The organism is Pseudoduganella guangdongensis (assembly GCF_009857475.1).
GTDB classification, from domain to species: Bacteria; Pseudomonadota; Gammaproteobacteria; order Burkholderiales; family Burkholderiaceae_D; genus Rugamonas; species Rugamonas guangdongensis.
In genome coordinates, this window is sequence record NZ_WWCJ01000008.1 from 18,052 (window position 1) to 31,569 (window position 13,518).

The 13,518-nt window shown below is 58.3% G+C and carries 12 protein-coding genes; 10 read left to right on the plus strand and 2 right to left on the minus strand.

The features are described from left to right. The first annotated feature begins 105 nt into the window (after positions 1–105). Together GTP41_RS12345 and GTP41_RS12350 are read left to right on the plus strand one after the other, a co-directional pair. The gene (locus tag GTP41_RS12345) at positions 106–1,410 is read left to right on the plus strand and encodes an MFS transporter (protein ID WP_229502846.1); all 1,305 of its coding nucleotides are present in this window, start codon (positions 106–108) and stop codon (positions 1,408–1,410) included. Positions 1,411–1,578: 168 nt separating this feature from the next. Continuing rightward, positions 1,579–1,806: a hypothetical protein gene (locus tag GTP41_RS12350; RefSeq protein WP_161025885.1), complete on the plus strand. Its 228-nt coding sequence runs from the start codon at positions 1,579–1,581 to the stop codon at positions 1,804–1,806. A 20-nt stretch (positions 1,807–1,826) separates the two neighbouring features. Here the strand turns inward: GTP41_RS12350 and GTP41_RS12355 are convergent, their stop codons facing one another. Next, on the minus strand, positions 1,827–2,489 hold the full coding sequence (locus GTP41_RS12355; protein WP_161025886.1) for a transposase: 663 nt from the start codon (positions 2,487–2,489) through the stop codon (positions 1,827–1,829). Between the two features lie 200 nt (positions 2,490–2,689). Between GTP41_RS12355 and rpsO the strand changes: the two genes are divergently transcribed. The 7 genes from rpsO to GTP41_RS12390 all read left to right on the plus strand — a co-directional run bounded on the left by rpsO (position 2,690) and on the right by GTP41_RS12390 (position 11,612). Next, on the plus strand, positions 2,690–2,959 hold the full coding sequence (rpsO, locus tag GTP41_RS12360) for a 30S ribosomal protein S15 (RefSeq protein WP_028104326.1): 270 nt from the start codon (positions 2,690–2,692) through the stop codon (positions 2,957–2,959). Between the two features lie 182 nt (positions 2,960–3,141). Further along, positions 3,142–5,262 (plus strand): polyribonucleotide nucleotidyltransferase, encoded by a 2,121-nt coding sequence (pnp, locus tag GTP41_RS12365; protein ID WP_161025887.1) that lies wholly within the window; start codon positions 3,142–3,144, stop codon positions 5,260–5,262. A gap of 192 nt (positions 5,263–5,454) precedes the next feature. Continuing rightward, entirely contained in the window at positions 5,455–8,679 is a 3,225-nt protein-coding gene (locus GTP41_RS12370; RefSeq protein ID WP_161025888.1) for a type VI secretion system Vgr family protein, read from the plus strand. Positions 8,680–8,681: 2 nt separating this feature from the next. Continuing rightward, positions 8,682–9,230 carry a hypothetical protein gene (locus GTP41_RS12375; RefSeq protein ID WP_161025889.1) on the plus strand — a complete coding sequence of 183 codons (549 nt, stop codon included), beginning with the start codon at positions 8,682–8,684 and terminating at the stop codon, positions 9,228–9,230. Continuing rightward, positions 9,220–10,836 carry a LysM peptidoglycan-binding domain-containing protein gene (locus GTP41_RS12380; protein ID WP_161025890.1) on the plus strand — a complete coding sequence of 539 codons (1,617 nt, stop codon included), beginning with the start codon at positions 9,220–9,222 and terminating at the stop codon, positions 10,834–10,836. The genes GTP41_RS12375 and GTP41_RS12380 overlap by 11 nt, the downstream gene beginning before the upstream one ends. Positions 10,837–10,847: 11 nt before the next feature. Continuing rightward, positions 10,848–11,297 (plus strand): hypothetical protein, encoded by a 450-nt coding sequence (locus GTP41_RS12385; RefSeq protein WP_161025891.1) that lies wholly within the window; start codon positions 10,848–10,850, stop codon positions 11,295–11,297. A 51-nt stretch (positions 11,298–11,348) separates the two neighbouring features. After that, positions 11,349–11,612 (plus strand): PAAR domain-containing protein, encoded by a 264-nt coding sequence (locus GTP41_RS12390; protein WP_161025892.1) that lies wholly within the window; start codon positions 11,349–11,351, stop codon positions 11,610–11,612. 141 nt (positions 11,613–11,753) lie between these two features. On the opposite strand, the gene GTP41_RS12395 is transcribed toward GTP41_RS12390, so the two are convergent. After that, positions 11,754–12,758 (minus strand): integron integrase, encoded by a 1,005-nt coding sequence (locus GTP41_RS12395; RefSeq protein WP_161025893.1) that lies wholly within the window; start codon positions 12,756–12,758, stop codon positions 11,754–11,756. A gap of 155 nt (positions 12,759–12,913) precedes the next feature. Between GTP41_RS12395 and GTP41_RS12400 the strand changes: the two genes are divergently transcribed. Beyond that, positions 12,914–13,171: a hypothetical protein gene (locus GTP41_RS12400; protein WP_161025894.1), complete on the plus strand. Its 258-nt coding sequence runs from the start codon at positions 12,914–12,916 to the stop codon at positions 13,169–13,171. The last annotated feature ends 347 nt before the right edge of the window (positions 13,172–13,518 follow it).

Here is a 13,518-nt window from a genome sequence, read left to right on the forward strand (position 1 = left end):
CAGATTCCGCGATTGGACATATTGTCCTACTAGCAGGACATATAACAGTTATAAGTGCCGGTGATGACTGCGCCCGGCGTTATAGGAGACAACCAGATGCAAAGCATGACTGTGCCGGCAAACGGCTTTTCTTCGCAGACAAATTCAGCCAACCCACGCATCGCCCCCGAGGAGATTGCGGTGGGGGTGGTGATTGGCCGCGCTTCCGAGTATTTCGACTTCTTCGTGTACGCCATTGCTTCGGTGCTGGTGTTCCCGCAGGTGTTCTTCCCCTTCGCCTCCGCGCTGGACGGGATGCTGTACTCCTTCGTGATCTTCTCATTTGCATTTTTGGCAAGGCCGCTGGGCACGGTGACCTTCATGGCCATCCAGCAGCGCTTCGGGCGGGAGGCCAAGCTGACCGCCGCGCTGTTCCTGCTCGGCACCTCCACCGCCTGCATGGCCTTCCTGCCGACTTATGGCGACATGGGCATGGCCGCGATCGCCTTCCTCGCCGTGCTGCGCTTCGGGCAGGGCATTGCCCTGGGCGGCTCCTGGGACGGCCTGCCGTCGCTGCTGGCCCTGAGCGCCCCGCAGAACAAGCGCGGCTGGTACGCTATGTTGGGCCAGCTCGGCGCCCCGACCGGTTTCATCATCGCCGCCGGCCTGTTCTCCTTCCTGCTGGCCAACCTGGCGAAAGAGGACTTTTTGACCTGGGGCTGGCGCTATCCCTTCTACGTCGCCTTCGCCATCAACGTGGTGGCCCTGTTTGCCCGCCTGCGCCTGGTATCCACCAAGGAGTACGCCCGCCTGCTGGAAGAGCGCGAGCTGCAGCCGACCGACGTCGGCGAACTGCTCAAGACCCAGGGCCGCAACGTGGTGATCGGCGCCCTGGCCGCGCTGGCCAGCTACGCCCTGTTCCACCTGGTGACGGTGTTCCCGCTGTCCTGGATTTCGCTGTACTCGGAGCGCTCGGTCAGTGAATTCCTGGTGATCCAGATTGCCGGCGCCTTTATCGCCGCCGCCTGCATCGTCGCCTCCGGCTGGATTGCCGACCGCGTCGGCCGCCGCCGCACCCTGGGCACGCTGGCCATCATGATCGGCGTGTTCAGCGGCTTCGTCCCCTTGTTGTTGCAAGGAGGCGACACCGGCCAGACCACGTTCATCCTGCTCGGCTTCGCCCTGCTGGGCCTGTCGTATGGCCAGGCTGCCGGCGCCGTGACCGCCAATTTCGAATCGCGCTTCCGTTATAGCGGCGCCGCGCTGACCTCCGACCTGGCCTGGCTGGTCGGCGCCGCGTTCGCCCCTCTGGTCGCGCTCGGCTTGTCCGCCAACTTCGGCCTGGCTTATGTGAGCCTGTACCTGCTCTCCGGCGCCGCCGGCTCCCTCGCCGCCCTCAGCCTCAACCGCGCCCTCGAAATCAAGGACTGAAAAATGGGGACGTACCCCATTTTTTGAGAAATATGGCAATGTGGCACATTGCCATATTTTTTTTGCCGTGAATTCCTGTATGTCGGGTGAAAGTCGGGCAGTTGTCGTAACCGTCAGCGCCCGATTTTCGCGATATTCGAGGCTCACGAGCAACGAGGTTCCCTTGCAATGATTCTGAAACAGATCCGTATCAACTTCCTCGCCCCGCGCCCGCAGCGCTACGCCGCCCGGCGCGCCATCATCGCCTCGCATGCCATGGGATATTTGTTTTGCCTGGCCGGCCTGGCGAGCCCGCCGGCCCTGGCTGGCGGCTTGATTCTGCTGGCCAACGCCTACCTGTTCCACTTCCTCACCTGGCAAGGTGACAAATACGGCATCTGGTTCGAGCCAGCGTGAAAAATGGGGACGTACCCCATTTATTTATGGGGGCGTCCCTTTCTGCCGGGGATGGGTAGGGCTGGGTCGCCGGCGGGGTCGCCGACGATGCAGTTGCTGCGGGTGGCGCGCCGCAGGGTGTCGGTCACTTCGTCGTCCGGCGTGGCGGCGACGAACTGGCGGTAGTTCCGCAGGCGGTCGGCCTCATTTTCGCCGAGCGACAGGTAAAGTGGATGCGGTTCAACGAAGCTGGACTGCGCTCCTTCCGCATTGACCCGATAGCTCGACCAGCGATAGTCGCGTGGATGCTGTACCATGCCAGCCCTGACCGGATTCAGCTCTATATAGCGCATGCAAGTCAGCAAGTAGGCGCCATCGAAGATAATGCAAAGCCGGTAGCGTCCTCCCCACAGCGTGCCGCTGCGGTCGTATTTCTTATTGATGTAGCCAGCGTAGCGCTGGTGCAGCGATTTCATCAGCTGCGGCAAGCTGTCATGCTCATGTGGCGTAATGGCAAAATGGACATGATTGGTCATCAAGACAAACGCATGCACCTGGCATGATGAATCTTTTGCAAGAATCTCCAGCCAATGCAGATAAAACTCGCAATCGCCATGATTGAAGAAGCAAGGGCGCTTATTATGCCCCCGCTGGACCAGGTGGACGGGAACATCCGGGACGACAAAGCGGGCTCGGCGCGGCATGATAGGCAAGGGGAGGGTGATGGTGGCTCCAGTATGGCGACACTCCGCCCAGCGCATTTTGATGCAAATTAAATGGGGTACGTCCCCATTTTTTCGGTTATACTCCCGTGTCTGGCCTTCCGGCTGGATTTTTATTTAACAAGTAGTTCACGATGCGTAGGGTTGCGAGACTCCGTGCATCGCATGTGAAAGGTAAGAAAATGACCGTTGAAAACATCAACAAGTCGGCCATCATCGCTGACAACGCCCGTGGCCAAAACGACACCGGCTCCCCAGAAGTGCAAGTTGCTCTGCTGACCGCCCGTATCAACGAACTGAACGGCCACTTCAAAGCGCACTCCAAGGATCACCACTCCCGTCGTGGCCTGATCATGATGGTGAACCGTCGTAAGTCCCTGCTGGCTTACCTGAAGAATAAAGACGCAACCCGTTACCGCGACCTGATCGCTAAACTCGGCCTGCGTAAGTAATTCTTGCGTATCCCGGTTTAAACGAGAAATGCCTGCGCCAGTTCGCTGCCGCAGGCATTTTGACATTTTGGGCCGGTAGTTTTCTTGCAGTAAAGCAGTAAAACGGCCTTCCGGCCGTTCGTGGTGAGGTGCTACGACAGCTCCTGAAAATCTGTCGGCTAAAGAGAAAGAGGGATAAACCCATGTTTAACAAAGTAACGAAGACCTTCCAGTACGGCCAACACACCGTGACCCTGGAAACTGGCGAAATCGCTCGCCAGGCCTCTGGCGCGGTAATGGTATCGGTGGATGACACCGTAGTACTGGCAACCGTGGTGGCGCGCAAAGACGCAAAACCAGGCCAGGACTTCTTCCCATTGACCGTCGACTACCTCGAGAAGACCTACGCAGCGGGTAAAATCCCTGGCGGCTTCTTCAAGCGCGAAGGCCGTCCTTCTGAAAAAGAAACCCTGACTTCCCGTCTGATCGACCGTCCAATCCGCCCTCTGTTCCCAGAAGGCTACATGAATGAAGTGCAGGTGATCATTCACGTTCTGTCGGTCAACCCAGAAATCGACCCTGACATCGCTTCGATGATCGGCGCCTCCGCCGCCCTGTGCGTGTCCGGCGTGCCATTCAACGGCCCGATCGGCGCAGCCCGCGTCGGCTACAAGGATGGCCAGTACATCCTGAACCCAACCGCTTCCCAGCTCAAAGACTCCCAGATGGACCTGGTGGTTGCCGGTACCGAATCCGCCGTGCTGATGGTGGAATCCGAAGCGCAGCAACTGTCCGAAGAAATCATGCTGGGCGCCGTGGTCTACGGCCACGAGCAGATGAAGGCTGTGATCGACGCGATCCATGAACTGGTGCGCGACGGTGGCAAGCCTGAGCAAGTGTGGACCGCCCCTGCCAAGAACGAAGCCCTGATCGCTAAAGTGGCACAGTTCGCAGAAGCGAAGATCAACGCTGCTTACCAGACCAAAGACAAGCAAGCCCGTACCGACAAGCTGCGCGCCATGTCCGCTGAAGTCGCCGCCGACCTGGCCGCCGACGCAGCTGCCAACGGCGTGGATGCTCCTGACTCGGTAGAAGTCGGCAATATCCTGTTCGAAATGGAAGCCAAAGTTGTGCGCTCCCAGATCCTGCAAGGCGAGCCACGTATCGACGGCCGCGACACCAAGACCGTGCGTCCAATCTCGATCCGTTCGTCCGTGCTGCCACGTACCCACGGTTCCGCCCTGTTCACCCGCGGCGAAACCCAGGCACTGGTCGTAGCGACCCTGGGCACCGCCCGTGATTCGCAGAAGATCGACGCGCTGATGGGCGAGTACACCGACGACTTCATGCTGCACTACAACATGCCTCCGTTCGCCACCGGCGAAACCGGCCGTGTTGGTACCCCTAAGCGCCGCGAAATCGGCCACGGCCGCCTGGCCAAGCGCGCACTGATCGCCGCACTGCCTAACCCGGAAGACTTCTCGTACTCCGTGCGCCTGGTGTCGGAAATCACCGAATCGAACGGTTCCTCGTCGATGGCATCCGTCTGCGGCGGCTGCCTGGCACTGATGGACGCCGGCGTGCCGATGAAAGCACACGTGGCCGGTATCGCCATGGGCCTGATCAAGGAAGGCGGCCGCTTCGCCGTTCTGTCCGACATTCTGGGTGACGAAGACCACCTGGGCGACATGGACTTCAAGGTTGCTGGTACTGCCGCTGGCATTACCGCGCTGCAGATGGACATCAAGATCCAGGGCATCACCAAGGAAATTATGCAGGTTGCACTGGCACAGGCTAAAGAAGGCCGTCAGCACATCCTGGGCGAAATGCAGAAGGCCATGCCGACTGTGAAGACCGAGCTGTCCGACTTCGCGCCACGCCTGATCACCATCAAGATCAACCCAGAGAAGATCCGTGACGTGATCGGCAAGGGCGGCGCCGTGATCCGCGCGCTGACCGAAGAAACCGGCACCCAGATCGACATCAGCGACGACGGCATCGTCACCATCGCTTCCGTCGACGCAGCTGCCGGCCAGGAAGCCAAGCGCCGTATCGAAGAACTGACCGCTTCCGTAGAAGTGGGCAAGTCCTACGACGGCACCGTGCTGAAGCTGCTGGACTTCGGCGCCATCGTCCAGGTTATGCCTGGCAAAGACGGCCTGCTGCACATCTCGCAGATCGCCAACGAGCGTGTGAACGCCGTTGCCGACTACCTGAAAGAAGGCCAGCAAGTGCGCGTGAAGGTCCTGGAGACCGACGAGCGCGGTCGCCTGAAACTGTCGATGAAAGCTGCTGCTGAAGAAGCTGCCGCCGCTGCACAGTAATCAGCGCTAGCTGAAACAAAAAGCCGCCAGTGCGCAACCCTGGCGGCTTTTTTATTGCGACTACGGCAAGCAAGAACCGGAGCTGCAAGCCTCAAAGTTATCAAAAGATATTACAAATTTTCAATCGTGCGCTAGCTCGGTGCTGATATAATTCCACGCGGAAACTTGCAATAATTGTAATTAAATAAGAGCATGCGTAGCCTCTCGCAAATTTTATCGGAGCTGCCATTTGGGCGGCAGAACAATCGTCTCCTGCGCCTGTCGTTCCCCAATGATGATGGGCCGCGCTCCTTGCTGTTGGCCAACCGTTTGGATGCCGATGAGGGGATGTCGCGCGATTTTGAGTACACGGTGGAGGTGCTGGCCGACGATGCCAGCATTGCGCTAAAAGAGGTGCAAGGCAAGCTGGTTACTATTTCGCTGGTACGCGGCGATGGCAGCTTGCGCTACTTTAACGGCTACGTATTCGAATTCCGTCTGGTTAAGACCGATGGCAGCGTTGCGTTTTATTCGATGGTGCTGCGGCCTTGGCTGGCTTATCTGAAGCTGCGACGCGATAACTATCTTTTCCACGGAAAGAACCTGCGCGAGCAGTCGGCAGAGGTGTTTTCCGATTACGGCACCCATCCCGACTGGAGCTGCCGCGTGCAAGGCGTTGATGAGGTCATGACCATGGCCTGCCAATTCGACGAGACCGACTACAACTATCTGCACCGGCGCTGGGAAGCGGCGGGCTGGCATTACTGGTACGAGCACGGTGAACGCGGTCACACGCTGGTGCTGTCCGACGATAGCAAGCAGTCCCCGCCTGTCGACGGCGACAGTGCCGATGTGCGCTTCCAGCGCCATGGTGGCGCGGCTGAGGAGGACGGTATCGGCGACTGGTCGCCGGTGCGCAGCATCGTAGCCAGCAAGGTCGCGTTGTCGGCCTTTGATTTCAAGCATCCGGTCCCGAGGCATGTCGACCTGCCTACGCTGAACCAGCAGGGCGATGTGCTGGCGATGGAAAGCCATGAATATGCCGGCGCCTACGGTGTGCGCAACCGCAAGGATGCGGAAACACAGGCCTTGCTGCGTATGGAGGAAATCGAAAGCCGTGGTAAGCATTTTGAGGCCCTGGGCAATAGCCGCTACCTGATGCCGGGCCGCTGGTTCCGCCTGTGCGAGCATTTTTCGGCGGATGCGATTGGCGCTTCGGACGACAAAATGGCGTTCGTGGTGGTCAGCGTGCGTCATTCCGCCACCAACAACTACCTTCAGCAAAGCGAAGGGATTTCGGCATACCGCAACCAATTCACCTGCGTGCGCAAGAGCGTCCATTGGCGCCCTGGCCGCAGCTTTAACAGCGAGCCGGCGAGGATTCATGGCCCGCAAACGGCCATCGTGGTCGGCCCTTCCGGGCAGGAAATTTATACGGATGAACACGGCCGCGTGCGTGTGCAGTTCCATTGGGACCGTGTGGGGAGGCATGACGAGCAGAGCTCGGCCTGGGTTCGGGTCGCGTCCAGCTGGGCGGGCGGAAATTTCGGTGGTATTTCCTTGCCGCGCATCGGTCAGGAAGTCATTGTGCAGTGGCTGGACTCGAATCCGGACCGGCCCATCATCACGGGGCGCGTTTACAACGGCGAAAACATGCCGCCCTGGGAGCTGCCACACCAGCATGCCCTGTCGGGTATTCGCAGCAGCGAGTTGAAGGGCGCAGGTGGGGCGGGCGGTCGTAATAATCACTTGTTGATGGACGATACCGCAGGCCAGATCCAGGCCGTGCTGTCTTCCGACCATTACCGAAGCCAGCTTAACCTGGGGTACCTGACGCGCGTGCTCGATACTTCCGGCCGCAAGGACCACCGCGGCGAAGGCTTCGAACTGCGTACCGATGGTTGGGGCGCCGTCCGCGCCGCCAAAGGCGTGCTCGTCACGGCCTGGGCCCAGCCGGTGCAGGATGCCGGTACCACGCAACAAGACAACACCGAAGGCACCGATACGCTGCGTGCAGTGCTCGACAGCGCGAGCCTGCGCAGCCAGGCGGCGGAAATGGCCACCGAGCAGCGCGGCGAACAGAAAAGCTCGCACGGTGGACTGAAAAAGCACAAGGTGCTGAGTGAGCATTCCTGGTCGCTGACCAAGCCACTGGTCTTCCTATCGGCACCGGACGGGATTGCCGCCAGCACGCCGAAGAGCATCGTGCATGCCGCGGGAGAGGATCTGGGCTGCTATGCCGCCGGCAATGTCGATATGACGTCCGGCGAGCAAATGTCCTTCAGCTCGGCCAAAGGGATTCGGCAACACGTTGAGCGCGGTAGCCTGGTCACCGCCATCAGCCATGGCAACCATTACCTGCACGTGCAGGACGGAAAAGTGGAAACCGTGTCGCAAAAGGGCATGGTGTTCGAAGCCAAGACGGGCGACATTGTGCTGAAGACCAAAGGCGGCAGCATTGTCTTGACCGAGGCGGGTGAGATCCTGATCAAGGGTGCCAAGGAAACCCACGAAATCGCCGGTACCCTTGAGCTTGGTGCGGCCAAGGTGGTTAACCAAGGTTCGGTGAAGTCGGCGCCGGTGACCGAATTCTGGGGAATGATGAATGTTGGTAAGTTCAGCCAGCAAGTGGTGCTGCGCGACGCGCTGAACCTTGCGGCCGGCGCGGCGGCGGGCTATGCCTACAAGATACTGGCGAAGGACGGTTCTGTGCTGCAGTCGGGAAAACTGGATGATGAAGGCAAGACGGCACGCGTGTTCACCGAAGACATGGAAGAACTGCAGGTCGAGATTGATCGCAACAACGGCAAATGGGAATTCCTGGAGGACTTCAAGCATGATCCTGAAATGGATGCCGACACGGATGATGATTTGCCGGAAAAAGTGAAGACGCCGGTTGGCGTCGGCGTTCTCGCGTCGAAGGCACAGATTCCGGTGGAGCATGCGAAGAAGCTGTTTATGCCAGACGGCGAAATCGACATCCGCGCCGAGGCGCTGACGTTGCTGGGCCAGAAGATCGGCATGCCGGCTGCCACTATCGTGCACATCCTGAAACGCAGCGATGACATGAAAGAGCTTGTTGCCGGCGTCGCTGTGGAAAAGGCGGTGCAGGTGGCACGCGAAGGCATGCTCGATTTGGTCGAGTCCAAGGTCAACCATTCCGCCGCCAAGCTGGTGGCGATGGTCACGCGCGACTGGCGTGGCGAAGGCGAACTTCCGCGCGACGTGTCGTCCATCTTCGAAGAGGCCGCTGCGAAACGCGCGCGCGACATGGCCAAAGTGCTGGATCGCGCCACATCTGGCTGCTTCGGGATTGATGATGAGGCCGATGCCTTGTCGTTGTCTAATTTTGACCTGTTTGAACTTGACCTGCCGCCAGCCGATTTGCGTCCCGAAGAGGATGCACCAGACTTTATCCCACCTATTCGTGAAGCATGATTATGAAAAAAAACTTGATCCTGGGTTTGTTGATGTCCGTTTGCCTGGCGCAGACCGCGTTGGCCCAATCCAAGCCGACATTGCGCCAGCGTGCTGCGGCGCTGCAATGCGTTGACCGCAAGATAGAGCTGAAGGCAAGCTGCTATAAGGAGGCCGGCTACCCAGGCCTGTCCTGCACCAACCAGCGCCTGAGCATCAGCGATGGCGCCAACGGACGTGAACTCGGTGGCCAGTCGTTCAAGCCAGAGCCACTGCAAACTGGTGATGCTTATCCCCTGATCGCCGATAAAGTTGGCGATGTCATCTGTGCTGAAACGCCAGGAAAACAGAAGGTGATCGTCGTCTCGATGTCGAACGGTGGCAATTGCACGCAATGCGAATGGGCCGATGTTTACAGTTGGGATGGTGCCCTGATCGGTTCCAGTCGCGACAAGAAAAAGAACCCCGCAGTGGGCGAAGCGACGAAAACTGCGTTCGATAAGAAAGCGAAGAAGATAGGGCAGGGCAGCCTGTTCGATGTCTATATCGAAAGTGCGTTGAATGGCCATTGATTACAACGTCTTCTATACCAAGAATAAGGGCGCGGAGTATAAGGACAAGCAGGTCAAGTCGTACTCGCATTACAAGGAGCCGGTCGATCATAGTCCCGGCAGGTTGGCTGGTCATTCCCGCGTTTGGGGGGATGCGTCGCTGGCCGTGCAAAAACAGGTTATTGACAAGCTGATTGCGGCCGCCAAAGGGGCCGGCATGAACGTGCGCCGCACCGCATTGCTGCTGGCGACGGCCAAAATCGAGTCGGGCTTTAATCCTGATGCTGCTGCCGGCACTACTTCCGCCAGCAGCCTGGGCCAGTTCGTCAATAAAACGGGCAAGTTTTACGGCCTGAACGACAGCAATCGCTTCGATACGAATGCCAACGTCAAGGCTTTGCTGGCGCACTTCCTTGATAATGAGGCCTTGGCCAAAAAGCGAGGTAAGCCTGATGTCTGGTGCTACAAGTACCATCACGACGGCCCGAGCGGAAATTATGGCGGCGAGGGGCTGGCTACCGGAAAATTTTCCAAGCTGGCCGACCTGTATGAGAAGGCGCTCGATGTCGGGCACGCGCTGAGTATCGTCGACGCGTCCGGCAGTCCGATTGCCGACGCGGTCGTGAAGGTAGAGCAGAACGGCAAATCGAAGGTCATGAAGTCCAACGAGCATGGCTTGCTGCCGACCTTCCTGGCGTCGCCGGATTTTGGCCCCTTGACCATCTTCATCCAGAAGACCAGCGAGGAGTTCAAAGAGCTCGGCCAGCTTGCGATCGATAAGTTGAACTCAAGCTGGACGATCGTTGCGCCCAAGGAGCGCATGCCAGTAAAGACCCACCTGCACGAGGACAAGGCGGCACCGGCCAAGACTCCTGGTATGCATGAGGTGAAAAAAGGCCAGACCCTCTCGGGTATCGCTCGCCTCTATGGTACAACCTACCAGGTGCTGGCCAAGATGAACAACATCGACAAGCCGTACTTGCTGCATCCGCACCAGATGCTGAAAGTGCCGGATGGTAAGGGCAAGCCCGCGCCGGAGCAGGCCAAACCAGCGCAAGCGGCGGCCCCGGCAGCAACCGCGCCGGCAAAGCCATCCCAGGCATCGCCTGCCGCCAGCAGGCCGGTAGTGAGGGAAGATCGCAGCGCTGAATCCAAGCACCCGGAAGCAACCGTCAGCAAACCCAAGGCATCCGGCAGGATCGAGACTGCGATCGCTTATGCGATGAAGCACAAGCATCCAAAATCAATCCACTACTGCCTGAAGTATGTAAAAAGGGCGCTGGTCGCCGCTGGCTACTTCAAGTATCCCGGTTGCGAGCATGCCAAGAATTTTGGCCCGGTTCTTGCGAAGAATGGGTTCAAGAATCTGCTGGAAACCACGCCGGGAATCAATCTCAAGACTGCTCCGCACGGCTCGATTATCATTTATGCCCCGATTGAGAAGCAGACTACCAGCGCGGGCAAAGTCATCTCCGGGCACATCGAGATCAAGCACGCCGGAGGTTTCGTCAGTGACTTTAACGAAGTTGACCCGTGCTATCGTACGGACTACTTAACTATGGTGTCTCCCGTGCACTTTAGTTATAAGGTCCGATTCGAGGTAACGGGAATTTGGTATTTGGAGTAAAGATGCGTCGAATGAAATTGTTGTTCAGTATGAGCTGGATGTTGGCGGCTACGTTCCAGATGACACCAGCATTTGCGGGTGATGTCTATTCGCCATTTGGCCTGAGCTGTACGCGCGGCAGCGAGCCTGGCGCTGAGGTTAAGAAAGTTAGTGACAGCCTCGATCAGCGTTTTCGCACGGTATGGGGCAAGGATTGGGCCTACCAGACACTTCCGACCAAACGCATCGATCCAAAGGCGATGGAGGAAATTGCAGCCATTGCCGGTTGTGCCGCCATCCTGGATCGCTCCGCATGTTCGAATTTCTTTGATCCCGAGTTCGGGGGCAATCTGGCCGTGTTTACTTCTTTGGGTACAAAGGCGCCGGTTCGCAAGCAATTTGATGAGGCGATTGCAGCATTGCCATCGATTGAAGCGCGAACGGCAGCCCAGTACTGTGTAAAGCTGGTCGGAAAGAAATAGTCGTGCCTACACAGCGCGGCGCAATATGTAATCGATGGGGAAGGGGTGGGAATGAGTCGTCCAGTGATACGCGTTGGAGATAAGACGTCGCATGGCGGCGAGGTACTGACGGGAAGTTCTGCCTTTGTCCTTGACGGCAAGGGCGTGGCGCGCCTGGGAGATACGGTGAGTTGCCCTCTTCACCCAAGCGAAACCACTATCAACAGCGGCAGCGAGACCTATATCACCGACGGCAGGCCAACTGCCCGCGATGGCGATACCACAGCATGCGGCGCCACGCTGATTGCCAGCCATGCCAACTACTTGATCAAGTAGCGCGCCACGCTCCCCTGAGCCCACTTAAGGGCTCAGGGGGGCGAACTTGAATTGCTTGGCGAAGGCCTGTCCGGAGGGAACTGTGACGATTCCTTTGTTGTCGCGATTGGTAATCCATATCTGAGCCTGGTGACTATTGCCTCAACCTTGAAGCAAGTCTTGGTTCCCGCCCCTGATGTCATGCCGATCAAGCGGACTCATCACCCCACGCCCGCCACGGTTCAGCACATGGGTGTAAATCATGGTGGTGCGAACGTCTTTATGCCCGAGTATCTCCTGCACGGTCCGGATGTCGTAGCCACTTTGCAGCAGATGCGTCGCACAACTATGCCGCAACGTATGCGGCGACACCTTCTTTTGGATCCCCGCATCGCGTGCCGCCTGCCGCACAGCCCGCTGGACCCGCTGTTCCTCCACATGGTGGCGCCGCACTTCACCTGAGCGCGGGTCGCGCGACAGGCGCGTAGCCGGGAATACGTACTGCCATTTCCATTCCTTCTCAGCGTTGGGATATTTGCGATCCAACGCGAACGGCAGATAAACCGCGCCATCACCTTGAGCACAATCCCGCTCGTGCTGCAATCTGGCCACTTCAAGCTGGGCCTTTAATGGCGCCAAAAGGGAGTCTGGCAGCATAGTAACCCGGTCCTTGGCACCTTTACCGTTACGGACCACGATCTGGCGATTGCCGAAATCGATATCCAGCACGCGCAAGCGGCACGCCTCCAGCACGCGCATGCCGGTGCCATAAAGTAGGGAGGCGATGAGCCAGGTCTCACCTTTCATGTGCGCGAGCAAGCAGCGCACTTCTTCGACGGTCAGCACGGTAGGAAGGCGTTGTGGCTGCTTTGCAGCGACCACATCTTTCAGCCAGTCGACATCAACCTTCAGCACCTTCTGGTACAGGAAGAGGAGGGCGGCTTTCGCTTGCGATTGGGTGGATGCGGATACGCGTCGCTCCACTGCAAGATGGGTCAGAAAGGCTTCGATTTCTTCCTTGCCCATGTCGCGCGGATGGCGCTTTTTATGGAACAGGATGAAGCGGCGCGCCCAGTCAACATAAGCTTCTTCGGTGCGGATGCTGTAATGCAGGGTTCGTATTGTGGCGCGAATCTGATCGAGCAACTTTGGTTGATCGGAGTTCATGATGTGATCCTCCAGCCGTTAGGAGGTTTTATCTTCATACTGCAGCGGTGGTGCGACTTGGATCTGGATCAAAGTGGCGTTAGGTGTCGTGATAAAATTTGCGAAAACGTCAATATGACGTCCACTTAACGTTGGGCTGGACGGTGAAGCTAACGATGATTTCGAAAGAAGAAGCTCCGGTTGAATGGGCCATGCTCATGTACGAACTTGACGATGCTCGTGAACATCTCGAAAAAATGATGGACTCGATGACTGCCGATCCTGAGTTTGACGAGAGTGTTTTTCGCGTCGAACTGGGGCACATCTTTTCTCATCTCAATCGTGCGTGGCACCGTCGAAATGTCATTGGTGAACTCGAAGGACATGCTTGGGATGAGGCCAGCAAATTTCCAACCGACCTAGACCCAAGTTAAACTATGCCCAACAATTCATTCAACGCGGACGCGCTGACGCGCGCCGGTTAATTCAAACACGTTGGCCATCGCTTTGAACATGATGCAGACTTCGACCACTTCGTTCGGCACTTGGGCCGCTGGCAAATCCGCCAGCGCGGCTAGTGCCGGCGTTTGGGTCGCTGGCAGTTCTCAGTTTGGTGGCAGGGGTCTGCGCGCGCGGTTTGCTAGCGTTCGTGCGGGCGCATTCGCGGACATGCTGTCGTCTGTGCCTTCGCGGCCAGTTCACGCGCGTGTCCAACATCTAGCTCAACCGGACGGCTTACGCGCTGCGCGCTCCAGCCGCCGGTTAGCACCACGTTGTACGT

Bases quoted from the DNA above. Each gene is read 5' to 3' on its own strand.
- GTP41_RS12345 (WP_229502846.1), top strand. From the start codon at position 106: ATGACTGTGCCGGCAAACGGCTTTTCTTCGCAGACAAATTCAGCCAAC.
- GTP41_RS12350 (WP_161025885.1), top strand. From the start codon at position 1,579: ATGATTCTGAAACAGATCCGTATCAACTTCCTCGCCCCGCGCCCGCAG.
- GTP41_RS12355 (WP_161025886.1), bottom strand. From the start codon at position 2,489: ATGCCGCGCCGAGCCCGCTTTGTCGTCCCGGATGTTCCCGTCCACCTG.
- rpsO (WP_028104326.1), top strand. From the start codon at position 2,690: ATGACCGTTGAAAACATCAACAAGTCGGCCATCATCGCTGACAACGCC.
- pnp (WP_161025887.1), top strand. From the start codon at position 3,142: ATGTTTAACAAAGTAACGAAGACCTTCCAGTACGGCCAACACACCGTG.
- GTP41_RS12370 (WP_161025888.1), top strand. From the start codon at position 5,455: ATGCGTAGCCTCTCGCAAATTTTATCGGAGCTGCCATTTGGGCGGCAG.
- GTP41_RS12375 (WP_161025889.1), top strand. From the start codon at position 8,682: ATGAAAAAAAACTTGATCCTGGGTTTGTTGATGTCCGTTTGCCTGGCG.
- GTP41_RS12380 (WP_161025890.1), top strand. From the start codon at position 9,220: ATGGCCATTGATTACAACGTCTTCTATACCAAGAATAAGGGCGCGGAG.
- GTP41_RS12385 (WP_161025891.1), top strand. From the start codon at position 10,848: ATGAAATTGTTGTTCAGTATGAGCTGGATGTTGGCGGCTACGTTCCAG.
- GTP41_RS12390 (WP_161025892.1), top strand. From the start codon at position 11,349: ATGAGTCGTCCAGTGATACGCGTTGGAGATAAGACGTCGCATGGCGGC.
- GTP41_RS12395 (WP_161025893.1), bottom strand. From the start codon at position 12,758: ATGAACTCCGATCAACCAAAGTTGCTCGATCAGATTCGCGCCACAATA.
- GTP41_RS12400 (WP_161025894.1), top strand. From the start codon at position 12,914: ATGATTTCGAAAGAAGAAGCTCCGGTTGAATGGGCCATGCTCATGTAC.